This window comes from Croceitalea sp. W27, assembly GCF_055693185.1.
Window position 1 is genome coordinate 3,096,222 of the sequence record NZ_CM146327.1, and the last position, 25,957, is coordinate 3,122,178.

Here is a 25,957-nt window from a genome sequence, read left to right on the forward strand (position 1 = left end):
AAAATAAGAGCATGGAAGTATTGAAAATAGCTACCGCAGGCAGTGTAGACGATGGAAAGAGTACTTTAATAGGACGATTATTGTATGATACCAAATCCTTAACGGATGATAAACTTGAAGCTATCAGAAATAGCAGTGTAAAAAAGGGATATGACTATCTTGATTTTTCATTGGCGACCGACGGTTTGGTTGCCGAACGAGAACAAGGCATTACCATTGATGTTGCGCATATTTATTTTTCAACCCCTAGAAAAAGTTATATTATTGCTGATACTCCAGGGCATATAGAATACACGCGTAACATGGTTACAGGGGCATCTACCTCGCAAGTGGCATTAATCTTAATTGATGCTAGAAAAGGAGTGATCGAGCAGACTTATCGTCACTTTTTCATAAATAATTTGCTTCGTGTCAAAGAAGTAATTGTTGTCGTAAATAAGATGGATTTAGTAGATTATGATGAAGCCATCTTTGAAGATATCAAAGCAAACTTTGAAAAACTAAACGATAATAGTACGTATAAAGAGCAGCAAGTAAGTTATGTTCCTGTTAGTGCATTAAAAGGAGATAATGTTGCCGATAGAAGTAATGAGATGCCATGGTATCAAGGTGACACAATATTGGAGCACCTTGAAAAAATAGATGCTTCAGCTAATGGTAATAAGGGTTTGGTCCGTTTTCCTGTACAAACAGTGATTAGGCCAAAAACAGAAGAGTATCACGATTTTAGGGGTTTTGCCGGTAAACTATATGGGGGAAATTTAAAAGTAGGTGATGCCGTTACGGTACTGCCCTCTTTAACAAAGTCAAGAATTAAGGAAATCTATTTTTACGATAAAACTTTTGATGAGGCCACAGCAGGAAGTTCCGTAACAATTTGTTTAGAAGATGAGGTAAACATCACCCGAGGTGATATGTTGGTAAAAGATGACGAATTACCTACAATAAAGAAAGAGTTACGTGCTACCGTGTGTTGGATGGACAATAAGCAATTACTGCCAGGAAGTAAATATTTCGTGCAGCATAGCACAAATCGTGTTTTGTCTAAAATTTCTGCTGTTAAGAATACAATAGCAACGGATTACTCTGGAAGTAAACTTTCTGATGGAAAACTAAGCTTAAATGAAATTGGTGAGGTCGAAATAAAACTAAGTAAACCTATTTTCTACGATTCTTTTACTGAGAATAAATCGAATGGCTCCTTTATTTTGATAGATGAGCAAACAAATGCGACCGCAGGAGTAGGCTTCATTAATTAGTTTCGTGCCATCGTAAATGAATTACAAATACTAATTTTTAATAATCTATTAAATAGATAGGTAAAATAGAATAATGCAAAGCTTTAGAACAGAAATAGAAAATCCTATTGTAGAAAAAGATATTCTAGAATTGGAACGTAAAATACATGAATTTCAAGAAGGTAAATTAGACGAAGAGAAATTTCGTAGTCTACGTTTAGCTCGAGGGGTCTATGGTCAGCGCCAGCAAGGAGTTCAGATGATTCGTATTAAACTGCCTTATGGTAAAGTTACTTCAAAACAACTAAAACGTATTTGTGATGTCTCCGATGAATATTCTACGGGTCGTTTACATATTACCACACGACAAGATTTACAGATTCATTATGTAGATTTAAATCGCACACCAGAATTATGGGCAGAATTAGAACGTGATGAAGTTACCTTGCGTGAAGCATGTGGCAATACGGTACGCAACGTAACAGCTAGTGAAACTGCTGGTATAGATGTAAACGAACCATTTGATGTTTCTCCATACGCAAACGCCTTATTTCGCTACTTTCTTAGAAACCCCATCAGCCAAGAAATGGGTAGAAAATTCAAAGTTTCTTTTTCAGCAAGTGATGCGGATACTGGATTATCGTATATGCACGATTTGGGCTTTATTGCAAAAACAAAGGATGGTGAAAAAGGTTTTAAGGTAATGTTGGGAGGAGGTCTGGGCTCTCAACCCCGTCATGCCGATGTGCTTTTTGAATTTTTGCCATCCGATAGAATTATTCCCTTAATGGATGGGGTCATTCGCGTTTTTGATAGATATGGTGAAAGAAAGAGCAGGGCCAAAGCTAGAATGAAGTTTTTGCTTAAAGATTTAGGTCTAGAAGGTTTTAAAGAATTATTGGCTAAAGAACAGAAGGCTCTTCCGAACACTACAGTGCCAATTGATGCATTGGCTTATCCAAAGGTTACAGTGGCAGATGTGAATGTTCCTCATGTGCAAATTGCAGATGAATCAGCCTTTGAGCGATGGAAGCAGACCAATTTAGTCCCTCAAAAACAAGATGGTTATGTGGGCATTGGAATTAAAGTTTTGCTGGGAGATTTTTATACGGATAAAGCAAGACTATTAGCAGACTTAGTAGCAAACTATGCCGCCGGGGAATTTCGATTATCTCTTCGGCAAAATATATTGATCCCTTTTGTGAAGAAAGAATTAGTTCCTTTTTTCTATGTGGAGTTGGAGAAATTAGGTTTTGTGGAAGCTGGTTACAATAAAGCATTGGATATCACCGCCTGCCCAGGAACAGATACCTGTAATTTGGGTATTTCAAGTAGTACTGGCATTGCTGTAGAATTGGAACGAATTATAAAGCAAGAGTATCCACAGTATATCAGTAATTCAGATGTTGTCATCAAAATCAGTGGTTGTATGAATGCCTGCGGTCAGCATAATATGGCCAATATTGGTTTTCAAGGAATGTCGATACGCACAAAAGACAAATTAGTGGCACCGGCATTACAAGTTTTATTAGGTGGCGGTAACATTGGCAATGGTGAAGGGCGTTTTGCCGATAAGGTAGTTAAGATACCCAGTAAGAGAGGCCCAGAAGCACTAAGGTTAATTTTAGATGATTTTGAAACTAATGGAAATGGCTTGTCTTATGCTGATTATTATCGGTCAAAAGGAGAACATTATTTCTACGATTTCCTAAAACCGTTGACGGATATTGAAAACCTCACTCAAGAAGATTTCATCGATTGGGGCAATACAGAAAAATATGAAAAAGCTATTGGTATTGGTGAATGTGCTGGTGTGGTTATCGATTTAATAGCAACCCTACTCTTTGAAAGCGAAGAGAAAATACAAAAAGCCTCCGAAACACTTGGTGAAGGTAGATGGGCGGCTAGTATTTATCACTCATACTCATCTATGGTCAACTCTGCAAAGGCATTACTTACTGCAGAGAAGACCAAAGTAAATACGCATGCAAGTATCATTAGAGATTTTGATGAAAAATTTGTTCAATCGGGTAGGTTCGATATTCATGGTGGTTTTGAAACATTAGTACTTCAATTAAATAAAAATGAGCCTACCGAGGCATTTGCAAAAAGCTATTTAGCCGATGCAAAAACCTATTTGAATCAGGTGACGGAGTTTAGAAAATTAGAATTGACACATGCTTAAGAAAGGGAAATTAACTGTTGTTGGAGCAGGTCCTGGAGATGCAGAACTAATTACTTTAAAAGCAATAAAGGCATTGCAAAGTGCAGATGTTGTTTTGTATGATGCATTGATCAATACTGAGTTGTTGAATTATGCCCCAAACGCAGAAAAGATATTTGTTGGTAAACGCAAAGGATGTTATTCCTATCAACAAGAGCAAATTAACGAGCTAATTGTACAAAGAGGTCAGTTAAGAAAACATGTAGTTCGATTAAAAGGGGGCGATTCGTTCGTTTTCGGACGAGGAGCCGAAGAGATGCAATATGCCGCGGAATATGGAATCGATGTCGCTGTAGTACCAGGTATTTCATCATCACTTTCAGTTCCTGCAAATCAGCACATCCCAGTAACTAAAAGAGGTTTTTCTGAGAGTTTTTGGGTAATAACAGGCACTACAAAAGAGCATAAACTATCAAATGATATTGCCCTAGCAGCTAAGTCAAGTGCGACTATTGTCATTCTAATGGGAATGTCGAAACTTCATGAAATTATGACCTTATTCAAAGGGGAAGGAAAATCAGAAACTCCAGTAGCCATAATTCAAGAAGGTACAACAGAAAGAGAAAAAATAGGAATTGGCACTGTTGCTTCGATTGAATCCAAGGCAAGGGAGCAACAGCTGTCCAATCCTGCAATTATAGTAATTGGAGAAGTGGTACATCACAGAACAGAACTACTGAACCTAAAAAAGAAGCACGAACAAGAAGCTATTTTGGTATAATGGAAAGAAATAATCTATATCCTATTTTTTTGAAGACAGCTCAACTGGAGGTTTTGATTGTTGGTGGAGGCTATGTGGCTGAAGAAAAATTACACTTTTTAACCAAATCCAGTCCAGACGCAAAAGTTACCATTGTTACCCCAATGATAAGAAAGAATACCTTGGACTTGGCCAAGAAGTTCGGAGTCAGAGTACTATTGAAAAAGTATCATAGAAAGTATTTAAAAGGAAAGCACATCGTAGTAGCCACTACAGATAGTCCTTATATCAACGAAAAGATTTACAATGATTGTCGAAAACAAAACAAATTGGTGAATGTAGCCGATAACCCTCCGCTATGTGATTTTTATATGGGTGGAATTGTCACCAAAGGAAATGTAAAAGTGGCGATTTCAACTAACGGTAAATCTCCAACAACCGCAAAACGATTACGTCAATTTTTTGAAGAAGTTATCCCTGATGACATCCATAGAATGGTTCAAAACTTGAATGATTATAGAAAAACGATTAAGGGAGATTTTGAAGAAAAAGTAGATAAAATGAATGAAATCACAGAAAAATTAGTAAAAAGTGCATAAAAAGAAGCGAAAATGATTAAAACAGATATACTTATTGTAGGTGCTGGTCCAACAGGATTATTCACCGTTTTTGAAGCAGGCTTATTAAAATTAAAATGCCACTTAATTGATGCCTTGCCACAACCAGGGGGGCAATGTTCAGAAATTTATCCTAAAAAACCAATTTACGATATTCCTGCTTTTCCTGAAATTCTTGCTGGTGATTTGGTAGATAATCTAATGGAACAAATAAAGCCTTTTGAACCTAGTTTTACCTTGGGAGAAAGAGCAGAAACTTTAGATAAACAAGAGGATGGTTCGTATATAGTTACTACCAATAAAGGAACACAACATCAGGCACCGGTAGTTGTAATTGCGGGCGGATTAGGCTCTTTTGAGCCGCGCAAACCACCTATTGATAATATCAGTGAATTCGAAGATAACGGGGTAGCTTATATCATAAAAGATCCTGAGGTATATCGAGATAAAAAAGTGGTCATTGCAGGTGGCGGTGATTCTGCCTTGGATTGGGCTATATTTTTAGCTGATGTGGCTTCAGAAGTTTCATTGGTACACCGTAGAAACGAATTTAGAGGGGCCTTGGATTCTGTTGAAAAAGCCTCTGAGTTAGCAAAGCTTGGTAAAGTAAAATTGTTTACCGAAGCGCAAGTCAAGAAGCTTTATGGAGATGAGAAATTGGAAGCTGTAGTAATCAAACATAATGACGCGGATAAAGGAGAGACCTATTTAGAGGTAGATAATTTTATTCCGCTCTTCGGCCTATCTCCAAAACTCGGCCCTATTGGTAATTGGGGATTAGAAATAGAAAAGAACGCTATTAAGGTCAACAATGCCAAAGATTATCAGACCAATATTCCAGGGGTATTTGCTATTGGAGATGTAAACACGTACGAAGGTAAATTAAAGCTGATTTTATCAGGTTTTCATGAGGCTGCTGTAATGTGTCAATACGCATATCAAATTATACATCCTAATAAACGCTTTGTGATGAAATACACTACTGTTGGCGGTGTGGAAGGTTTTGATGGTTCTAAAAGAGAAGCAAAAAAAGAAGTTGTTCAAAGTATAGTATAAGTTTTGTTCCTAATTTTTATTAGCTATTAGCCCTTTAATCGATTTTCTGATTAGAGGGTTTTTGTTTAAAAGAACAATAAAAAAGGGGTATTAATTTGTTTAAGAATAATCTGTGGCTTTAATTTGTACTTAGTTCATTAAAAAACTGATTTGTTATCAAGAAAGGCGGAGGGAATAGACCCTATGAAGCCTTAGCAACCCTTAGCTTGTACTGATGCCAATCAGTATCTAAGAAGGTGCTACATTCTACCCTGTTCTGAACTTGTTTCAGAATCTCTTGGCGTATAAAACCGACCATGCTCAGGAATAGATAACCTAAATGAAAGCTGGTCTTTCCTTTTCCTTACTTGATACTTACAATTTTATATTCACGCTGTAGGCGTTGCATTGTGTTATGATTAAGGATTTACTAAAGAAAAGAATATTGATTTTAGATGGCGCTATGGGCACTATGCTTCAACGCTATAAATTCACCGAGGAAGATTTTAGAGGAGAACGCTTTAAAGATTGGGAGCACCCCTTGCAAGGGAATAATGATCTATTATCGTTAACCCAGCCAGAGGCCATTGCTGAGGTACATCGCAAATATTTTGCTGCGGGAGCAGATATTGTGGAGACCAATACTTTTTCAGGTACGACTATAGCCATGGCAGACTACCATATGGAAGAATTGGTCTATGAGCTTAACTATGAGTCCGCCAGAATTGCCAAAAAAGTTGCAGATGACTTTACTGCTAAAGAACCAAACAAACCGCGCTTTGTGGCAGGGAGTATTGGTCCAACCAATAAAACGGCAAGCATGTCTCCAGATGTAAACGACCCTGGCTATAGAGCGGTTTCTTTTGATGAATTGAGGATAGCTTATAAACAACAAGTAGAGGCCTTATTAGATGGCGGTGCAGATATATTGTTGGTTGAAACTATTTTTGACACCTTAAATGCTAAAGCAGCCCTTTTTGCTATTGAAGAGGTAAAAGAAGAACGTGGTATCGAAGTGCCTATTATGGTGAGCGGGACTATCACTGATGCTTCTGGGAGAACATTATCTGGTCAAACGGCTGAAGCGTTTTTAATATCAATTTCACATATACCCATTCTTTCTGTGGGATTCAATTGCGCCTTAGGTGCTAAACAGCTCGTACCGCATTTAGAAGTAATATCAGCAAAATCTGATTACGCTACTAGTGCCCACCCTAATGCAGGTTTGCCAAATGCTTTTGGTGAATACGATGAAACCCCAGAACAGATGGCTTCTCAAATTAAAGAGTATGTAGAAAAAGGATTAGTTAATATCGTTGGGGGTTGCTGCGGAACAACACCGGAACATATTACTGCTATTGCCGAGGTGGTTAAGCAATTTGAGCCAAGAAAATTGACTATAGAAATCTAATTAATGAAAGAAGCAAAACCAAAATATTTAAAACTTTCTGGTTTAGAACCTTTACTTGTTACACCAGATAGCAACTTCATTAACGTAGGTGAACGTACCAATGTTGCTGGTTCAAAGAAGTTTTTAAGGCTTATTAAAGAAGAAAAGTTTGATGAAGCCTTAGAAGTGGCACGTCATCAAGTTGAAGGTGGTGCACAAATCATCGACATTAATATGGATGATGGTTTAATTGATGGTAAACATGCCATGGTTAAATTTCTAAATTTAGTTATTGCAGAACCCGATATTGCCCGTGTTCCTATTATGATAGATAGTTCTAAATGGGAGATTATTGAAGCAGGTTTGCAAGTGGTACAAGGCAAATGTGTGGTAAACTCCATTAGTTTAAAAGAAGGGGAAGAAGAATTTATACGTCAGGCGAAATTGATTAAAAGATATGGAGCTGCGGTCATTGTAATGGCTTTTGATGAGGTTGGTCAAGCAGATAACTTGGAGCGACGTATAGAGATTGCAGAACGCTCTTATAGACTTTTAGTAGATAAGGTGAAATTTGCACCAGAAGATATCATTTTTGACCTTAATATTTTTCCGGTGGCTACGGGAATGGAGGAACATAGACGTAATGCCATCGATTTTATCGAGGGTACACGCTGGGTTCGCAATAATCTTCCGCATTGCAGCGTAAGTGGTGGTGTGAGTAATGTTTCCTTTTCTTTTAGAGGGAACAATCCGGTGCGCGAAGCCATGCATTCCGTCTTTTTATATCATGCCATAAAAGCAGGAATGAATATAGGTATCGTTAATCCGGCCATGTTAGAAGTTTATGATGATATTCCAAAAGATTTATTGGAGCACGTAGAGGATGTTATCTTGAATAGAAGGGATGATGCTACCGAACGTTTGCTAGATTTTGCAGAGACCGTAGTTGGTAAGACCAAAGAAAGTACGGTTGATTTGTCTTGGCGCGAAGAGCCCTTGCAAAACCGAATAACAAGAGCCTTGGTTAAAGGTATAGACCAATACATAATTGAAGATATTGAAGAGGCACGCCAAAAAGCTACAAAACCCCTTGAAGTTATTGAGGGTAATTTAATGACTGGTATGAACGTAGTTGGCGACTTGTTTGGCAGCGGAAAAATGTTCTTACCACAGGTGGTAAAATCTGCAAGAGTCATGAAAAAGGCTGTGGCGTATTTAGAACCATTTATTGAAGAAGAAAAACTTAAAAACCCTCAGTTAACTGATGCAAAAGGAGCAGGTAAAATTCTAATGGCAACAGTTAAAGGCGATGTGCATGATATTGGAAAAAATATCGTGAGTGTGGTATTAGCCTGTAACAACTATGAAATTGTGGATTTGGGGGTAATGGTGCCTCCAGAAAAAATTATTAATGCCGCTATCGAACATAATGTAGATATTATTGGTTTAAGTGGACTAATAACTCCTTCGCTAGATGAAATGGTTTTTTTGGCAAAGGAGATGCAGCGTCAGAATTTTCAAGTGCCCTTATTAATAGGCGGTGCAACGACCAGCAAAGCCCATACAGCAGTAAAGATAGACCCTCAATATAAAAGTGCAGTAGTGCATGTTAATGACGCATCTAGAGCGGTAACTGTGGTCGGCGATTTATTACAAAAAGAAAGTTCAGATGCTTATAAAGAAAATCTAAAACTAGATTATGAAGCGTTTAGAGATAAGTTTTTAAAGCGTACTAAGAAAAAGGAATACAAATCTTTGCAGTTGGCTCGTGCCAATAAGTTTAAAATAGATTGGAATACTGCGGAAATTGTAAAGCCCAAAAAATTAGGCATTCAAGTAATTGAGAATTTTGATTTAGGAAAACTTGTAGACTTTATAGATTGGTCACCTTTCTTTAGAAGCTGGGATTTACATGGAAAATATCCTGATATTTTATCGGACGAAATTGTGGGTAAACAAGCAACTGAACTTTATGCTGATGCCCAAGAAATGCTCAGTAAAATAATTAAAGAAAAACAGTTAAAAGCAAAAGCGGTTTTTGGGCTGTTTCCTGCAAATACAATTGATGAGGATGATATTGAAATAAATCTTTCTGTCAGTTCGAGCTGTCATCTTGAGCTTGTCGAAGGAGGAGTCGAGAACAAAGAAAAGAATGAAGCCTTTGTATTCAGAACCCTCCGCCAGCAATTACAAAGAAAGGCGGGCGTAGCAGATTACGCTTTAGCAGATTTTATTGCTCCCAGAGAAAGTGGAAAACAAGATTATATAGGTTGTTTTTGTGTAACCACTGGTTTTGGTACTGCAGAACTAGCTGCCGAATATGAAAAAAATCTAGATGACTATAATGCAATTATGGTTAAAGCCTTAGCTGATCGTTTGGCGGAAGCTTTTGCGGAATACTTACACAAAGAAGTTAGAACGACACATTGGGGCTATGCGGCCAATGAAGATTTAAGTAACGAAGATTTAATTAATGAATCGTACAAAGGCATACGCCCTGCACCAGGTTATCCTGCTTGTCCAGACCATTTAGAAAAGTTGACCATATGGCAATTGCTTCAAGTAGAAGAAACCATTGGTGTGCAACTAACAGAAAGTTTGGCCATGTGGCCAGCCGCTAGTGTAAGCGGATATTATTTTGCTAATCCACAGGCTAAGTATTTTGGGCTAGGTAAAATTAAACAAGACCAAGTAGCAGATTTTGCAAAGAGAAAAGGAATTGCATTGGAAAAAGCTAAAAAATGGCTTGCTCCAAATATTGTGGATGATTGATTTAAGATAAAGATGCGTTAGGATTCGAGGTTTTGTTGAAGCTTCTTTTCTGTCATATCAAGCGAAGTCGAGTTAAAAGAAAGAGCGACTACCGAAAGCCCGACCTTTAGGTAACGCCCTTTACGAAAGTAAAATAGATACTGAAACAAGTTCAGCATATATGAAAGTAACAGACCATTTAAAAAAAGCCAAAGGGGAAACCCTTTTTAGTTTTGAAATTATCCCACCGGTAAAGGGGCGCAATATTCAAGAATTGTATAATAACATTGACCCATTGATGGAGTTTAAGCCTCCATTTATTGATGTAACTACCTCACGTGAAGAGTACGTTTATATTGATAGGGATGGTTTATTGGACAAAAAATTGACTCGCATGCGGCCAGGCACTGTAGGTATTTGTGCATCTATAAAACACAAGTATGATGTTGACACGGTTCCGCATGTGCTTTGTGGAGGTTTTACTAAAGAAGAAACGGAGTACCTGTTGGTAGATTGTCATTATTTGGGTATTGATAACGTTATGGCTTTGAGAGGTGATGCCATGCGTGAAGAGAAGTATTTTGAACCAACAAAAGGAGGCCATCCTTACGCAATAAGTTTGGTAAAACAGATTCAAGATTTAAACTGTGGGAAATATTTACATGAAGTTATTGAAACCGATGATTGTGCAGATTTCTGTATTGGGGTCGCAGGTTATCCTGAAAAGCATTTAGAAGCTCCTTCTTTAAAATCAGATTTAAAAAGACTGAAAGAAAAAGTAGATGCCGGAGCCGATTATGTGGTTACGCAAATGTTTTTTGACAATAAAAAGTATTTTGAATTTGTAGAGGCCGCAAAAGAAATTGGAATAACTATTCCTATTATCCCAGGCATAAAACCCATTGCGGTCAAGCGACATTTACAACTATTGCCGCAAGTTTTTAGAATAGACCTGCCTCAAGATTTAATTGATGCGGTTGACGATTGTAAAACGAATAAAGAGGTGCGAAAGGTGGGTATTGATTGGGCAATTGAGCAATCTAAGGAGCTAAAAAATGCCGGTGTTCCCGTTCTGCACTATTATTCGATGGGCAAATCGGACAATATCGCCGCCATTGCAAAAGAGGTATTTTAATGGTTGTTCTAAAGAATTAGACTTTACTACTCTCGAATCTAATTGGTACTTTTACGCTTCATGAAGCACCTACTATCACTCCTATTTTTAGGATTTTTTGTCTTTGGTTTTTCTCAGGGTCCTGAAATACCAAAGAAATTTGTTTTAGATCTTAGCCAGTTTAACGGCTCAATTCTATTGCACAATACTGATATATCTCACTTGATAACCGAACACCCGGTCGGGTTTATATTGGGTTTTAATAGAAAACGGTATGGAGATGAAGCTTGGGAGTCTGAGTTTGGATACCCTGATAGTGGGTTTACCTTTGCTTATCAAGATATGAAGAATCCTGTTTTGGGTAAGCATTTCGGACTTTATGCCCATTATAATTTTTACTTTTTAAAACGTAATGTTCAGTTACGAATAGCGCAGGGTGTTGCGTATAATACCAACCCATATGATAGGGAAACTAATTTTAGAAATAATGCTTATGGTTCTCACTTGCTTAGTTCTACAATGTTGATGTTGAATTATCATAAAGAGAATTTAATTGCTGGTTTAGGTTTTAAAGCTGGGCTTTCGTTAATACATTACTCAAATGCTAATTTTAGGGCCCCCAATACATCTACAAATACCGCAGCTTTGAATTTTGGCATAACCTATGATTTAGATGGAGGTGTCGAATATGATTTTAAGCCAAAACAATTTAAAGAAAAAATTTCGGAACCTATTCGCTACAATCTTGCTTTAAGAGGGGGCGTTAACGAGAGTGATGTTATCAATTCAAGGCAATACGGATTTGCGATTTTCTCTGCTTATGCGGATAAAAGATTAGGTCGAAAAAGTGCTGTTCAATTCGGAGCGGATGTTTTCTTTTCTAATTTTTTAAAAGATTTGATTCGTTTTCAAAGCATTTCTTTTCCTGAGCTTGACGTAGCTCCTGACACCGATTTTAAACGTGTGGGGGTATTTTTAGGCCATGAGCTTTTTATCAATAAGCTAAGTGTGGTCACTCAATTAGGTTATTATGTGTATTATCCCTTTGATTTTGAAGGAAAGGTGTATAATAGAATGGGATTGAAACGTTATTTTGGTGATAAGGTATTTGGCAGCATTACACTAAAATCACATGCGGCCGCTGCGGAAGCTGTTGAATTTGGAATAGGAATACGATTATAGATATACGTATGTCAGCTAATAAATTTTTAATCGAAAGTGACGGTCAGGTCGAGCGGAGTCGAGACCTTTTCTGGGTATTTCTAGTATTGGTCAATTCTCTTTTTATTTTAAGCTGTAACTCTGAAAAAGCCCCAGATTGTTTTCAAAATGCCGGAGACATCGTTCGAGTTCAGGTTGAAGTTCCTCAGTTTACAACAATTACCGTTTTTGAAAACTTGAACTTAGTTTTAAAACAAGGAGATGAGCAACAGATAGAGATTGAAACTGGTGAATTTTTATTGAATGAGGTTACCGCAAAAGTAGAAGAAAACCGTTTGATACTTAGAAATGAAAATAACTGTAATTACGTTCGTGATTATGGTTTAACAACAATATATGTTACTTCACCAAACATTTCTGAAATAAGGAGTAGTACGGGCCTTTTAATTTCTAGTGACGGTGTATTAAATTATCCAAACCTCAGTTTAGTATCTGAAAGTTTTAATAGTCCTGAAACGGAAACAACAGATGGTTCATTTGATTTAGAATTGGCTTCAGAAACTGTCGCAATTGTTGTAAATGGAATCGCCTTTTTTAAACTGTCGGGGATAACCAATAATTTTAATGTAACGATAGCAGCAGGAGATTCTAGAATAGAAGCCGAAGATTTAGTTGCACAAAATATAGGTGTTAACCATCGTGGTTCCAATGATGTTTTGGTTAATCCGCAACAGCGAATAAGTGGAGTAATCCGTGGTTATGGTAATGTAATAAGCCTTAATAGGCCACCAGAGGTATCGGTCGATGAGATTTTCGAGGGTCGATTGATTTTTAGAAATTGATTGCGATTAGGGTTAATAAAAAAGCAGCTTTACCAATTTTATAATTACTCATTATTAAGTGAATTCATTCATCACATACTTAAGCAATATTTTTACCCATCAGGTCAAAGTAAAGTCTTTGAAAGGGCTTTCTGGTCTTAAAAAATCTGATGCCATTCTTCATAACTTATGTGTTGAGAAAAGTATTCCTGGTCTGGCCATTACCATAACAAAACGAGATGAAATACTGTTTCAAAAAGGATTTGGCTACTGTGATATTGAAAATAAAATACCAGTTAACCCAAAAGAAACAATTTTTAGAATTGCCAGTATTTCAAAATGTATCACTGGGTTGGCCCTAGGTAAAATGGTGGAGGAGGGGCTATTAGAATTTGATGATTCATTTTATAAATATGTTCCTAATTACCCAAAGAAAGCATATGACTTTACGCTTCGCCAATTGGCGAGTCATACCGCAGGTATAAGGGTATACCAAGGGAAGGAATTTGGTCTAAACCAATCATTTTCAATTGCAGATAGCCTCGAAGTTTTTAAAGATGATCCGTTGATGTTTAAGCCAGGCAAAGGTTACCTTTATAACAGTTTTGATTTTGTGTTACTCTCATTGGCAATGCAAGAAGCAGGTGGAATGCCTTTTGAGCAATATGTGAAAGAAAAGGTTTTGGATCCACTTGGAATGAGAAATACCATTCCTCCGTTACAAAACCCAACTATCAGTTCGAGCGGAGTTGAGAATCAAGCTAAATTTTATACCAAAACACCAATCGGTTTTAAGAAAGCCATTGAAGTAAATAATTTTTATAAACTGGCAGGTGGGGGCTATCTGTCTACAAGCGACGATGTGGCTAAACTCGGTCAAGAGCTACTCGATAAAAACTTATTAGAGCAAGAGACCTATCAAGAACTGCTCACTGCGCAACTAATTGATCAAGAGTCTATTTATTATGGGCTTGGTTTTCAAGTAAGCGAAGATAACTTAGGCAGAAATTTTGTAGGTCATGTAGGGAGTAGTGTTGGAGCGTACTCTAACCTATTTGTTTATCCAAATGAGAAACTGGTAGTATCTATTCTTATCAATTGTACAGATTCTAAGGTGCAGAATAGTTTGGATAGTGCCATTAATACTCTTGTTCATCTTGGATAGCATGAAAAAAAGAATAAAAATTTTGGGTCGTGAAGAAGTTCATTTACTGGTCGTTAAGTTCTACGAGAAAGTTCGCCAAGATAATGAGATAGGCCATTTTTTTAATAGAACAGTTCAAGATTGGCCAGAGCACATTGAAAAGCTTACCGATTTCTGGGAAACCAATTTGTTCTTTGTTCAAAAGTATAAAGCAAATCCACTACAGGTACACGCAGATTTAGACAAAGAAATGGGCTATACCATTTCAAACTACCACTTTGGGATTTGGCTTCGCCATTGGATTGAAACCATAGATGCCCATTTTATAGGCGAGAATGCAGAAAAGGCAAAACAAAGGGCACGAAATATAAGTGTACGCATGTTTATGGCCATTTTCGAACAACGGCAAAGGGTAAATAAGAACACTTAAACCATATTTTTAAGTCGTTCATAGAAAAAGGAGGTGTTTCATGAAGCAAAAAATATAATTTCATGTCAAATATGATTCACAATGCGAAAGTGTGCAGTGCTTTTTATTTTTCTTCTTGTAGCCATAATCTTGTTTAAAGCTAACACTGATAATAACGAGGAATCGCTAGATCAGAATATCTCAAAAGAATTAACGTCTCCTGAAAACGAAGGCTTAGTTACAAACTAACAGCATCTAACACTAGGTCGTTAGTTCGGTAAACAAACTTTCTAAATTTTTATTTTTTCTACTTAGCTGTAAGGTTTTCAGCTCATTATCGTGTGCAAAATCAAATACGGCTGGTCTCATATCTTTTGAAGTATTAAAAACAATTTCATAGACAAAACCACCTGTATTCTTAACAGAAGAAACATTCGACATTTTATTTAGCAATACTTCTTCTACCCGGTAATCAAATTCTACCTCAATAATTTGTTGCTCGGCTTCGCGTAATTCCTCCAATTTTTTGTCCGCTACCAATTCTCCTTTATTGATAATAATTACGCGGTCACAAACAGCTTCAACCTCCTTCATAATATGTGTGGAAAGTAGAATGGTCTTTTCTTTGCCAATCTCACGAATCAATTTGCGTATTTCAATCAGTTGGTTAGGATCAAGACCTGTGGTTGGCTCGTCTAAAATTAGAACGTCGGGGTTATGTAATAGTGCTGCTGCTAGACCCACACGCTGGCGATAGCCTTTTGATAGTTGTCCTATCGTCTTATGTGCCTCTAGGGTTAATCCAGTTTGTTCAATAACTTCATTTACGCGTTCCTTTGAAACCTTATAGATTTCAGCGTTAAAAGCCAAATATTCTTTAATGTACATTTCTAAATAAAGCGGATTGTGCTCTGGTAGATAGCCAATGCTCTTTTGAACGTCAAGTTTCGATTTTAAAACATCAAAACCGTTAACTTCAGCTTGACCTGAATCTGCATTGTGGTAAGTGGTCAAAACACGCATCATTGTAGATTTTCCTGCACCGTTAGGACCTAGAAAACCAACGATTTCACCTTTCTGAATGGAAAATGAAATATTATTTAGCGCTTTTTGATTACCAAAAAATTTGGTAATGTTTTTAACAGAAATGGACATACAAAAGTGTTTGAACTATATAAAAGTACACTATCATATGTCCATTTCATAAAATTAGTTACAGAAAGAAATATCCTATCGAAATAGTAATGTTAGCATTTTTAACATCAGAATCTTCGGCAATATCGCTCAGTCCTAGATTATACCTAGCCTGAAAGAATAGTCCTGAATCAAGTTTGTATTGCGCTCCAAGAGCGGCACCAAGGTCAAGACTGTTTATATCATCAACATCACCTTCGTTACCATTATCATCTTCAACACCGCTATTGATATTGATGCCAAATTGAGGTCCAACTTGTAAGCTAAATCCTTGAGCTACAACAATATCAGCTAAAACTGGTACATTAAGGTAATCTAATTTTAAGGTAACATCAAATTCATCGTCTTTTGCACCCTGTTGCGAATAAATTAGCTCGGGCTGTATGCCAAATTTTTCTGAGATACCTATTCTGGCCACTGCTCCAAGGTGAAATCCCGTTCTTGAACTTGAGTTTTCCACATCATCTCCGGTCACATTAGCGAAATTGGCACCAGCCTTGGCACCAAAAGAAAAATCTTGGGCGCTTAAATTGCTAAAACATAAAAGCAGTGCAAATGATAAGTAAATTGTGTTTTTCATGGTTGAATAATTTTAGGGTTTATATAAATTCAGTGTATAACGAAATTAGAGATAAAAAATTTTATATAGCGTTTTTTTGATAAAAGTGTAATTATTGATTAAAATTTTAATCAAATACTTAATAATGGCTAAAAATGGAATAATTCTTTTGATATTAACATAGAATGCTTAATCTTAGCCGAGAATTTTAGCAAAATGAAAAGAACGTATTTCTGGAACGGTTTTTATTTTTATTTCTTTCTTAAAAGAAATACAGGACTGTTGTAGTATACCTTTAGTATAAAAAACATTTGAAGTCCTGATATAAATCAGGGCTTTTTTTTTGGAATGAATTTAAAAATAGCCATACAAGGAATTAAAGGAAGCAATCATCATCAAGTCGCTAAAGAGTTTTTTACGGAGCCTTTTGATTTGGTAGAGTGTTTGTCTTTTGATAAACTAATTGAAGAGTTGCTCAATGGCACTGCTGACAAAGCCGTAATGGCTATCGAAAATTCAATTGCAGGAAGTATTATTCCAAACTATAATTTAATTTACCATAACCAGATACATATTATTGGAGAGCACTATTTGAACATTGACCATAATTTAATGGTTAAACCAGGGCTGACTATTGAAGACATTACCGAGGTGCATTCACACCCGATGGCTCTTTTACAGTGCAAAGACTTTTTTAAGGCTTATCCAAAAATTAAATTGGTCGAAGATGTTGATACAGCTGAAACGGCAAAACGGATAGAAGAAAAAGAATTGAGAACCGTAGGGGCTATTGCCCCGAAAGTGGCAGCTGACTTGTATAATTTAGACATTATAGCATCCGCCATTCAAACGATAAAAAATAATGCCACTCGCTTCATAATCCTAAAAAAGCAGAACAAGGTACTGCCCAAAGAGGCGATTAACAAAGCTTCTCTTCGTTTTATCACTGACCACAAAAGAGGCAGTTTGGCGGCAGTGTTAAATGTTATGAGTGATTGTAATATGAACTTAACAAAAATTCAATCTTTACCTGTGATAGAAACACCTTGGAAATATGCATTTTTTGTGGATGTTACGTTTGATACCTACACAGATTTTGAAAAGGGTAAAGCATTATTAAAAATCATGTCCGAAGATTTTAGGGTTTTGGGCGAGTACAGAAATGCTTTGAAATAATGATTACGGCAGATAGATTAAAATCGGTTCAAGAATATTATTTCTCTAAAAAACTAAGAGAGGTAAGAAGTCTGATTGCACAGGGCAAACCTATCATTAATATGGGAATTGGCAGTCCAGATTTGCCTCCTTCCCCAGAAGTTTTAGATGCCTTAAAAGAAGCTATTTCAGAGCCAGGTGCTAGTCAATATCAGAGTTATCAAGGACTTCCAGAACTGAGAGATGCAATGGCGGAGTTTTATAAAAACAAGTTTGGTTTTAGTCCTAATCCTACAAGTGAGGTTCTGCCCTTAATGGGTTCAAAAGAAGGAATCATGCACATTAGTATGGCTTTTTTAAATGCTGGCGATGAGGTACTATTGCCGAACCCAGGTTATCCGACTTATGCTGCAGTAACCAAGTTAGTGCAGGCAATACCGCGCACTTATGATTTAAAGGAAGAAAATAACTGGTTTCCTAATATAGAGGAACTCTCTAGAAAAGATTTATCAAAAGTAAAACTGATGTGGGTCAGTTATCCACACATGCCAACTGGTGCAGTTGCATCCAAAGAAAAACTAGCGACTCTGGTGGCATTTGCAAAAGCACATGATATTTTGTTGGTCAATGATAACCCTTATAGTTTTGTGTTGACCAAAAATCCTACGAGTATTTTAAGTATTAATGGTGCGAAAGATTATTGTTTAGAACTAAATAGTTTAAGCAAAACCTTTAATATGGCCGGTTGGCGCGTAGGTATGTTATTAGGAAATTCAGAAAATATCAATGCTGTTTTAAAGGTAAAAAGCAATATGGATTCTGGCATGTTTTATGGAATTCAAAAAGGAGCAATCGCAGCTTTAAAAAGTAATAGTGATTGGTTTGATCAATTAGATACTGTTTATAAAAAACGAAGAAATTTAATGTTTGAATTGGTAGATAAATTAGGTGCAACATATGACAGTAAAGCTGCAGGTATGTTTGTTTGGGCAAAACTACCAAAGGGTTCAAAATCATCAGAAGCGTATATCGATGAGTTGTTGCACAAGAAAAATATTTTTATTGCTCCAGGTACCATATTTGGTAGTAATGGAGAAGGATATATTCGTTTTTCGCTTTGCGTGAAAGAAGAAAAAATTAGAGAGGCAATAAGTAGGTTTTAATTAAACTGTCAGGTCGAGCGGAGTCGAGACCAAGAAATATGAAAGTAGTAATAATTGGTGTTGGGTTAATAGGAGGGTCTTTTGCCAAAGACCTTAAAAAACTCCGTCCAGGAAGTCAAATTTATGGAATAGATGTTAATTCAACACATCTAGAAACGGCACTATCCTTGGGGTTGATAGATGAGAAGTCTGACTATAGTGATTTGCCAAACGCAGATATGGTAATTATTGCTATTCCTGTGGATGCTTTGGTAACCGAACTACCAAAAATTTTAGATGGGGTAGGTGAAGAAACCGTCGTTTTCGATGCTGGTTCTACAAAATCTTTGATTTGTAAGGTGGTAGAGAATCATCCGAAGCGAAGAAACTTTTTAGCATGTCACCCCATTGCCGGAACTGAATACTCAGGGCCCGAAGCAGCTATTGAAAATTTATATGATGGAAAAACAAATATCATATGTGAGGTTGAAAAGACTGCTTTTAAACTTCAAGAAACTGCCTTGAAACTTTTTCAAGATATGGGTATGCGCATACGCTATATGAATTCTGACGCACATGATAAGCATATTGCCTATGTATCCCATTTGTCACACATCAGTTCATTTATGTTAGGAAAGACTGTCATTGAAAAAGAAAAAAATGAACGTGATATTTTTGACATGGCAGGATCGGGTTTTGAAAGCACGGTACGTTTGGCAAAGAGTTCGCCGGCGATGTGGACACCCATCTTCGAGCAGAACAAGGAAAATGTTGTTGAGACCCTTGATGAGTATATTCAAAATCTAGAGAAGTTCAAGCAAATGCTTTTAGAGAATGATTTTGATGGAATCTACAATGAAATGAATAGCACTAATAAAATAAAACAAATCTTAAACGGAATTCCTTTGAACAAAAAGTGATTTCAAACAAGTATAATCAGTCTAGTAATAAAAACAATTAATTAAAAGCAGAAGATTACAATTGGTGAATTAAATAAAACCTTTACCCTTCACCTTTTTTTAACCTTCATCAAAAAAAGAAGTAATGGAGAATACTAAAGAAATGAGAACATGGTTGGATGATATGGGTTTAGACCATCCACTAGTGATAGCAGGGCCATGTAGTGCGGAAACTGAAGAGCAAGTATTGCGTATTGCAAATGATTTAAAAGATACCGATGTTAACTATTACCGCGCAGGAATATGGAAGCCCAGAACGCGACCTGGTAATTTTGAAGGTGTTGGTGCTTTGGGTTTAAAGTGGCTTCAAAAAGTAAAAGCGGAGACTGGTTTGAAAACAGCTACCGAAGTCGCTAACCGCAATCATGTAGAATTGGCTTTAGAGCATGACATCGATTTATTATGGATTGGCGCAAGATCAACAGTGAGTCCTTTTATTATGCAAGAATTGGCAGATGCTCTTGAAGGTACCGATAAGATTGTATTGGTAAAGAATCCTGTAAATCCAGATTTGGCCTTGTGGTTGGGCGGTATAGAACGTTTGCATACAGCAGGAATTAAAAAGTTGGGGGCTATCCATAGAGGTTTTTCTACTTACGAGAAAACTAAATATCGTAACATTCCGGAATGGCAACTGGCGATTGAATTTCAGAATAGATTTCCTGACCTACCGCTAATTAACGATCCTTCTCACATAACAGGGAAGCGCGACATGATCTTTGATGTTTCGCAAACTGCTCTGGATTTAAACTTTGACGGGTTGATGATCGAGACACATCACGACCCTGACAATGCATGGAGTGATGCAGCGCAACAAGTGACCCCAACTAAATTGGTTCAGATTATGAAAGATTTGAGAATTAGAAAAGAAACCGATGAAGAGGCGGAATACAATACAAAACTGAGCAATTTAAGAGCCCAGATAGACGTGGTTGATAATCAACTCATAGAAACTTTAGGAAAGCGAATGAAAATTGCCGATAGCATAGGAAAGCTTAAAAAGGAGAAAAATGTAGCAGTTTTGCAATCGAATCGCTGGAATCAAATTTTGGGCGCTATGATTTTAGAAGGTGAAAGCAAAGGACTGAGTGAAGAGTTCGTACTTCGAATGTTCAAAGCGATTCACCAAGAATCGATTAACCATCAAGAAAAGATAGTTAAGGCCTAGCCAAAACTTGAGTTTATGTAAAAAGCCCCGGAATTACCGAGGCTTTTTTTAGTTATAAATATTTTGTCTATTGTATCGAAAAATCAAAAACAGATTGATTCTGTCTTCCTTGAGGTACTTGTCCTTGATACAAGAAAGCATACTCTCCTGGCTCAAGAGAGGTTGGTGTTACTTTAAATACATTCCCTTCAATTTCTTCAATATCAAAACCTATGGCGAGCTTAGGGTCAACACCTTCATTGCTAGAAAGCCAATTGCTTTTTCCAGTAATTACCTCTCTAAGATTTTGCTTTTCCCTAACCTTAAGTTGTACTAAAACAAACTCATTAGGGTTACTTGCAACTCTAAACCACCAATTTAAAAGCCCAGCCTGGTTACCTTGGGTGTTTTGAAGATTATCAACCTCTGTCGTTGCAGGATTAAATTTAAAAGTAAATTCTGGTCTATTGGTTTTAATAACGTTATTGCTCTTAGTTCTTGGCAATCGTGCCTTTTGTTTGGCGTTAATAAAGCCCGAAACTAATTTCTGAGCTACTTGATTACTGTTTTTTCCGGAAAAAACGGCAGGTTGTATCAACTCATTTTCTCCATCTTGGTTTACAAAATAAATACCGGTTTTAGATTTTGTGTTTTGTTTTGACTTTTCCATAACAAGAGAAAGTACCTCTGAAGACGCGCCCGCTTTCTTCAAAGCTCCTAATCCAGCTATTGAAGCATCAAACTTTACATCTGAGGTGTATATTTTGTCTATGATCATAGAATCGTCAAAACCAAGCTCCATCATTTGAATAATGCTTTCATTGGTAATAACCTCTTGTGCACTAATAAAATTGGAAAAGGCACAGAGTAAAAAAGTAAAAAATAGATTTTTAAGTTTCATTGTAAAGCTGATTTTGAATTATTTAGTATTCAATAATACTATAAAAAGGAATAAAAAGAAAGTCGTTTCTTTGTTATTGTATGTATTGTTAATAATAAAGTGTTTAATGCGCGGAACTGTGTATAAGTCTACAGGAAGTTGGTACACCGTCAAGTCTATTGATGGTGATTTTTACGAATGTAGAATTAAAGGAAAGTTTCGTATAAAGGGTATTAAAAGTACCAATCCGATTGCCGTAGGTGACGATGTTCTTTTTGAATTGGAAAAAAAGGGAGACGAAACGATAGGTGTTATTCATGAGATTCGTGAACGCAAGAATTACATTATAAGAAAGTCGGTAAATTTATCTAAACAAACACATATCATTGCGGTTAATCTAGATCAGGTTTTTTTGATGGTAACCCTCAACAACCCGACAACATTTACCAGCTTTATAGACCGCTTTTTGGTCACGGCAGAAGCGTATGAAATACCTGCGATTTTACTGTTCAATAAAATCGATGCTTACAATGAAGAAGAACTAGCTGAAATTAATTTTCTGATGAAAACCTATGAAGCGATTGGTTACAAATGCATTTCAATTTCTGCTAAAGAAGGTAAAGGTGTTGAAGAAGTAAAAGCAATGATGATGGATAAAACAAGTATGTTCTCAGGTCATTCCGGGGTTGGTAAGTCCACTTTGGTCAATTCTATAGAACCGGGTCTTCATCTAAAAACGGCCGAAATTTCAGAACAACATTTACAAGGTCAGCATACGACGACATTTGCTGAGATGTATGACCTTTCTTTTGGAGCTCAAATTATAGATACCCCTGGTATCAGAGGATTTGGAATCGTTGATATGGAGAAGGAGGAAATCGGTGATTATTTTCCTGAATTTTTTGAACTTAAATCAGAATGTAAGTTCAATAATTGTATGCATATAGATGAGCCCAAATGTGCTGTAAAAGATGCCCTAGATGAGAATAAATTGACTTGGAGCAGGTATCGTAGTTATGTGCAAATGGTGAACGGTGAAGATGAGAATTATCGAGTTGATATTTATAAAGAATAAGAATGCGTGCAGTTATACAGCGAGTTTCTAAGGCGAGTGTGACCGTGAACAAAGATTTAGTGTCAGAAATTGCTACGGGATTATTAATCTTAATAGGCATTGAAGACGCCGACTCTGTAGATGATGTAAAATGGCTATCCAATAAAATTGTAAACCTTAGAATTTTTAACGATGAAGATGGGGTGATGAACAATTCTCTTTTAGCCGTAAACGGAGATGCCATTGTGGTCAGTCAATTTACCTTACATGCGAGCACTAAAAAGGGAAATCGACCTTCATATTTAAAAGCTTCAAAACCAGCGCTAGCAGTTCCATTATATGAAAGTTTTATAGCACAAATAGAACAAGATTTAAAGAAGAAAGTCGGCAACGGTGTTTTTGGTGCAGATATGAAAGTAGATTTATTAAATGACGGTCCGGTGACTATTATAATTGATACCAAAAACAGAGAATAATGAACATAGAAAACGCTCAAAAAGCAGTCGATATTTGGATTAAGGAACATGGCGTTCGTTATTTTAACGAGCTTACGAATATGGCGCAACTAACCGAAGAGGTCGGTGAAGTAGCTCGTATCATTGCCCGTAGGTATGGTGAGCAAAGTGAAAAAGAATCTGATAAGAACAAAGATCTAGGCGAAGAATTGGCAGATGTGCTCTTTGTTGTTTTATGCCTTGCCAATCAAACGGGGGTAGATTTACAACAGGCATTTGATAAAAAGTTAGATTTAAAAACAAAACGTGATCACGACCGTCATCACAACAACGAAAAGCTCAAATAAACCTATATTTGAGCTTTTAGTTTTACCAATCTAACAAGACAATTTTGAAACTTCATCTTTCCGCTCCTTCGGATAATCTATTAAAGTCTGCAATTGAGATTACAGGGTCTAAAAGTGAAACCAACAGATTACTTCTGCTTCAGGCTCTTTTCTCAAATATTAACATAGACAATCTTTCCAATTCAGATGATGCTCTAGTCATGGCTAAAGGCTTAAAAATAGCTGATGGAGAAGTAGATATTCATCATGCCGGGACCGCAATGCGGTTTCTTACATCCTATTTTGCATCACAAGAGCAGAAAAATGTAGTGCTTACTGGTTCAAAAAGAATGCAAGAGCGCCCCATTAAAGTACTTGTAGATGCCTTAAGAAGTTTAGGCGCAAAAATCGAATATGTTAATAACGAAGGTTACCCACCATTACGAATTACAGGTACTGCTATTACAAGCTCTAAAGTAAGCTTGCCTGCGAATATAAGTAGCCAATATATATCCTCATTGTTACTCATTGCTCCAAGCTTAAAAAATGGTCTTGAAGTTGAATTGATAGGTAAAATAACCTCTGTCCCCTATATTAATATGACCTTGGCTTTACTTAATGGGGTGGGCATAGAAACCAAATTTACTGAGAATATAATTCGAGTGAAACCTAAGACCAAAGTTGAAAAAGCCAATTTGGTTGTAGAATCAGACTGGAGTGCAGCTAGTTATTTTTACAGTATTGCGGCATTGTCGAAAGTGGGGAGCGAAATCAAGCTATCCGCCTATAAAAAAAACTCTTTGCAAGGAGATAGTATTCTTAGTGAAATCTATAAAGAGTTTGGCGTAGAAACCGAATTTTTAGAAAATCAGATTGTACTTAAAAAAGTAAGGGAAGTTGTAAAAAAGAAAGTGGCATTTGCACTTGAAAATGCGCCCGATATCGCACAGACAATCGCTGTAACTTGTCTTGGTTTAAACGTGGACTGCCATCTTACAGGTTTGCATACACTCCCCATTAAAGAAACAGATAGATTGGCCGCTATGAAAACCGAGTTGGAAAAATTAGGCGGAAAAGTTGCATTGACAGCTGAAAGTTTAAATTTAACAGCTAGTGAAAATTTAACTCCTGATGTTGCCATTGACACCTATAATGACCATAGAATGGCCATGGCTTTTGCTCCAATTGCTTTGAAAATTAATCTTTGTATTAACGAAGCCGAGGTGGTGTCCAAATCCTATCCGGATTTCTGGAAGGATATGAAAGCTATTGGAATGGAAGTGCGAGAAATCTAATTTTTGAATTAATTGGGTAATTGCTTGACAACCCCTGCCTCTAGATTGTATATTTGCCATCTTTGAAAAATCCAAATAGAACTTCATGAAATTATCAAACTTTAATTTTGACCTTCCAAAAGAATTATTGGCCGAATATCCTGCAGAAAACAGAGATGAATCTAAATTGATGGTCATTCACCGCGAAACCGGTAAAATTGAACATAAAATGTTCAAGGATATGATTGATTATTTTGATGAGGGTGATGTAATGGTGTTGAATAATACAAAAGTTTTTCCTGCAAGACTTTACGGGAATAAAGAAAAAACAGGAGCACGTATTGAGGTGTTTTTGCTACGCGAATTAAACGAAGAACAGCGCCTTTGGGATGTGCTTGTGGATCCAGCGCGTAAAATAAGAATTGGTAATAAATTGTATTTCGGAGATGATGAAAGCCTAGTGGCTGAAGTTATCGATAATACAACTTCAAGAGGCCGTACCCTCCGTTTTTTATATGATGGTTCTTACTTGGATTTTAGAAGAAAATTAAGACAGTTAGGTGAGACACCCCTACCAAAATATATCAAAAGAGATGTTACCCCAGAAGATGAGGAGCGGTACCAAACTATTTACGCTAAGCATGAAGGTGCAGTTGCTGCACCTACCGCCGGCTTACATTTCTCAAAACATCTTTTAAAAAGATTGGAAATTAAAGGACTTGATTTTGCCGAAGTTACGCTTCACGTAGGTTTGGGAACTTTTAATCCAGTTGAGGTCGAAGATTTGTCAAAGCATAAAATGGATAGTGAAGAATTGGTGATTGACGAAAAAGCCACGGAGGTTGTTAATAATGCCAAGAAAAGAAAAAAACGCGTTTGCGCGGTTGGCACTACAGTAATGCGCGGACTGGAAAGTGCCGTGTCTTCTGACCATACATTGAATACATTTGAGGGGTGGACAAACAAATTTATATTCCCTCCGTACGATTTTAGTATTGCAAATGCTATGATTACCAATTTCCATTTGCCGAAATCAACTTTGTTAATGATGGTTTCAGCTTTTGTGGGTCATGATTTGATGAAAAAAGCATACAAACAGGCTATTTTAGAAGGGTATCGTTTTTACTCTTATGGAGATGCGATGTTAATCATCTAAATAATACTAACATTCCCACGAGAGTGAGAATTTAGAAAAATCCCGATGTAGT

24 protein-coding genes and 1 riboswitch are annotated in these 25,957 nt (G+C 36.8%); of the genes, 21 read left to right on the plus strand and 3 right to left on the minus strand.

Annotated elements, in window-relative coordinates; all coding sequences use genetic code 11:
• The first annotated feature begins 11 nt into the window (after positions 1 to 11).
• The 12 genes from ACZ1GR_RS13930 (at position 12) to ACZ1GR_RS13985 (ending at position 14,625) form a co-directional block, all read left to right on the plus strand.
• The gene (locus tag ACZ1GR_RS13930) at positions 12 to 1,259 is read left to right on the plus strand and encodes a sulfate adenylyltransferase subunit 1 (protein WP_472609528.1); all 1,248 of its coding nucleotides are present in this window, start codon (positions 12 to 14) and stop codon (positions 1,257 to 1,259) included.
• Between the two features lie 73 nt (positions 1,260 to 1,332).
• A complete protein-coding gene (locus ACZ1GR_RS13935; RefSeq protein WP_472609529.1) occupies positions 1,333 to 3,423 on the plus strand; it encodes a nitrite reductase in 2,091 nt (696 codons plus the stop codon).
• Entirely contained in the window at positions 3,416 to 4,183 is a 768-nt protein-coding gene (gene cobA / locus ACZ1GR_RS13940) for a uroporphyrinogen-III C-methyltransferase (protein ID WP_472609530.1), read from the plus strand. Before ACZ1GR_RS13935 ends, cobA begins: the two co-directional genes overlap by 8 nt.
• Positions 4,183 to 4,761, plus strand: a complete 579-nt coding sequence (locus ACZ1GR_RS13945) for a precorrin-2 dehydrogenase/sirohydrochlorin ferrochelatase family protein (protein WP_472609531.1) — start codon at positions 4,183 to 4,185, stop codon at positions 4,759 to 4,761. Before cobA ends, ACZ1GR_RS13945 begins: the two co-directional genes overlap by 1 nt.
• 12 nt (positions 4,762 to 4,773) lie before the next feature.
• The gene (locus ACZ1GR_RS13950; protein ID WP_472609532.1) at positions 4,774 to 5,835 is read left to right on the plus strand and encodes an NAD(P)/FAD-dependent oxidoreductase; all 1,062 of its coding nucleotides are present in this window, start codon (positions 4,774 to 4,776) and stop codon (positions 5,833 to 5,835) included.
• 150 nt (positions 5,836 to 5,985) lie between these two features.
• A riboswitch (SAM riboswitch) is annotated at positions 5,986 to 6,126 on the plus strand.
• Positions 6,127 to 6,229: 103 nt separating this feature from the next.
• Positions 6,230 to 7,225: a homocysteine S-methyltransferase family protein gene (locus ACZ1GR_RS13955; protein ID WP_472609533.1), complete on the plus strand. Its 996-nt coding sequence runs from the start codon at positions 6,230 to 6,232 to the stop codon at positions 7,223 to 7,225.
• 3 nt (positions 7,226 to 7,228) lie between these two features.
• Positions 7,229 to 9,976 (plus strand): methionine synthase, encoded by a 2,748-nt coding sequence (gene metH, locus ACZ1GR_RS13960; RefSeq protein WP_472609534.1) that lies wholly within the window; start codon positions 7,229 to 7,231, stop codon positions 9,974 to 9,976.
• Positions 9,977 to 10,136: 160 nt separating this feature from the next.
• On the plus strand, positions 10,137 to 11,090 hold the full coding sequence (gene metF / locus ACZ1GR_RS13965; RefSeq protein ID WP_472609535.1) for a methylenetetrahydrofolate reductase [NAD(P)H]: 954 nt from the start codon (positions 10,137 to 10,139) through the stop codon (positions 11,088 to 11,090).
• Between the two features lie 60 nt (positions 11,091 to 11,150).
• A complete protein-coding gene (locus ACZ1GR_RS13970; RefSeq protein WP_472609536.1) occupies positions 11,151 to 12,251 on the plus strand; it encodes an acyloxyacyl hydrolase in 1,101 nt (366 codons plus the stop codon).
• 8 nt (positions 12,252 to 12,259) lie between these two features.
• The gene (locus ACZ1GR_RS13975; protein ID WP_472609537.1) at positions 12,260 to 13,072 is read left to right on the plus strand and encodes a head GIN domain-containing protein; all 813 of its coding nucleotides are present in this window, start codon (positions 12,260 to 12,262) and stop codon (positions 13,070 to 13,072) included.
• Between the two features lie 58 nt (positions 13,073 to 13,130).
• Positions 13,131 to 14,216, plus strand: coding sequence for a serine hydrolase domain-containing protein (locus tag ACZ1GR_RS13980; protein ID WP_472609538.1), 1,086 nt, complete (start codon positions 13,131 to 13,133; stop codon positions 14,214 to 14,216).
• 1 nt (position 14,217) lies between these two features.
• Positions 14,218 to 14,625: a group III truncated hemoglobin gene (locus tag ACZ1GR_RS13985; protein WP_472609539.1), complete on the plus strand. Its 408-nt coding sequence runs from the start codon at positions 14,218 to 14,220 to the stop codon at positions 14,623 to 14,625.
• Positions 14,626 to 14,865: 240 nt separating this feature from the next.
• Here the strand turns inward: ACZ1GR_RS13985 and gldA are convergent, their stop codons facing one another.
• Both gldA and ACZ1GR_RS13995 read right to left on the minus strand, forming a co-directional pair.
• Positions 14,866 to 15,759, minus strand: coding sequence for a gliding motility-associated ABC transporter ATP-binding subunit GldA (gene gldA / locus ACZ1GR_RS13990; RefSeq protein ID WP_472609540.1), 894 nt, complete (start codon positions 15,757 to 15,759; stop codon positions 14,866 to 14,868).
• A 58-nt stretch (positions 15,760 to 15,817) separates the two neighbouring features.
• Positions 15,818 to 16,378, minus strand: coding sequence for a porin family protein (locus tag ACZ1GR_RS13995; protein WP_472609541.1), 561 nt, complete (start codon positions 16,376 to 16,378; stop codon positions 15,818 to 15,820).
• 327 nt (positions 16,379 to 16,705) lie between these two features.
• Between ACZ1GR_RS13995 and ACZ1GR_RS14000 the strand changes: the two genes are divergently transcribed.
• From ACZ1GR_RS14000 to ACZ1GR_RS14015, 4 genes are all read left to right on the plus strand, one after another.
• Complete coding sequence (locus ACZ1GR_RS14000) at positions 16,706 to 17,533, plus strand: prephenate dehydratase (protein WP_472609542.1); 828 nt, start codon at positions 16,706 to 16,708, stop codon at positions 17,531 to 17,533.
• Positions 17,530 to 18,675, plus strand: a complete 1,146-nt coding sequence (locus ACZ1GR_RS14005) for a pyridoxal phosphate-dependent aminotransferase (protein WP_472611823.1) — start codon at positions 17,530 to 17,532, stop codon at positions 18,673 to 18,675. Before ACZ1GR_RS14000 ends, ACZ1GR_RS14005 begins: the two co-directional genes overlap by 4 nt.
• Positions 18,676 to 18,713: 38 nt before the next feature.
• The gene (locus ACZ1GR_RS14010; protein WP_472609543.1) at positions 18,714 to 19,574 is read left to right on the plus strand and encodes a prephenate dehydrogenase; all 861 of its coding nucleotides are present in this window, start codon (positions 18,714 to 18,716) and stop codon (positions 19,572 to 19,574) included.
• 124 nt (positions 19,575 to 19,698) lie between these two features.
• The gene (locus tag ACZ1GR_RS14015; RefSeq protein ID WP_472609544.1) at positions 19,699 to 20,781 is read left to right on the plus strand and encodes a chorismate mutase; all 1,083 of its coding nucleotides are present in this window, start codon (positions 19,699 to 19,701) and stop codon (positions 20,779 to 20,781) included.
• A gap of 67 nt (positions 20,782 to 20,848) precedes the next feature.
• On the opposite strand, the gene ACZ1GR_RS14020 is transcribed toward ACZ1GR_RS14015, so the two are convergent.
• A complete protein-coding gene (locus ACZ1GR_RS14020) occupies positions 20,849 to 21,661 on the minus strand; it encodes a hypothetical protein (RefSeq protein WP_377767263.1) in 813 nt (270 codons plus the stop codon).
• Between the two features lie 106 nt (positions 21,662 to 21,767).
• Here ACZ1GR_RS14020 and rsgA point away from each other — a divergent pair, with 106 nt between their 5' ends.
• The 5 genes from rsgA (at position 21,768) to queA (ending at position 25,905) form a co-directional block, all read left to right on the plus strand.
• Entirely contained in the window at positions 21,768 to 22,715 is a 948-nt protein-coding gene (gene rsgA / locus ACZ1GR_RS14025) for a ribosome small subunit-dependent GTPase A (protein WP_472609545.1), read from the plus strand.
• Between the two features lie 2 nt (positions 22,716 to 22,717).
• Positions 22,718 to 23,170, plus strand: a complete 453-nt coding sequence (dtd, locus tag ACZ1GR_RS14030; protein ID WP_472609546.1) for a D-aminoacyl-tRNA deacylase — start codon at positions 22,718 to 22,720, stop codon at positions 23,168 to 23,170.
• The gene (locus ACZ1GR_RS14035; protein WP_472609547.1) at positions 23,170 to 23,496 is read left to right on the plus strand and encodes a nucleotide pyrophosphohydrolase; all 327 of its coding nucleotides are present in this window, start codon (positions 23,170 to 23,172) and stop codon (positions 23,494 to 23,496) included. The genes dtd and ACZ1GR_RS14035 overlap by 1 nt, the downstream gene beginning before the upstream one ends.
• Positions 23,497 to 23,540: 44 nt before the next feature.
• On the plus strand, positions 23,541 to 24,770 hold the full coding sequence (locus ACZ1GR_RS14040) for a 3-phosphoshikimate 1-carboxyvinyltransferase (RefSeq protein ID WP_472609548.1): 1,230 nt from the start codon (positions 23,541 to 23,543) through the stop codon (positions 24,768 to 24,770).
• 85 nt (positions 24,771 to 24,855) lie between these two features.
• Positions 24,856 to 25,905: a tRNA preQ1(34) S-adenosylmethionine ribosyltransferase-isomerase QueA gene (queA, locus tag ACZ1GR_RS14045; protein ID WP_472609549.1), complete on the plus strand. Its 1,050-nt coding sequence runs from the start codon at positions 24,856 to 24,858 to the stop codon at positions 25,903 to 25,905.
• The last annotated feature ends 52 nt before the right edge of the window (positions 25,906 to 25,957 follow it).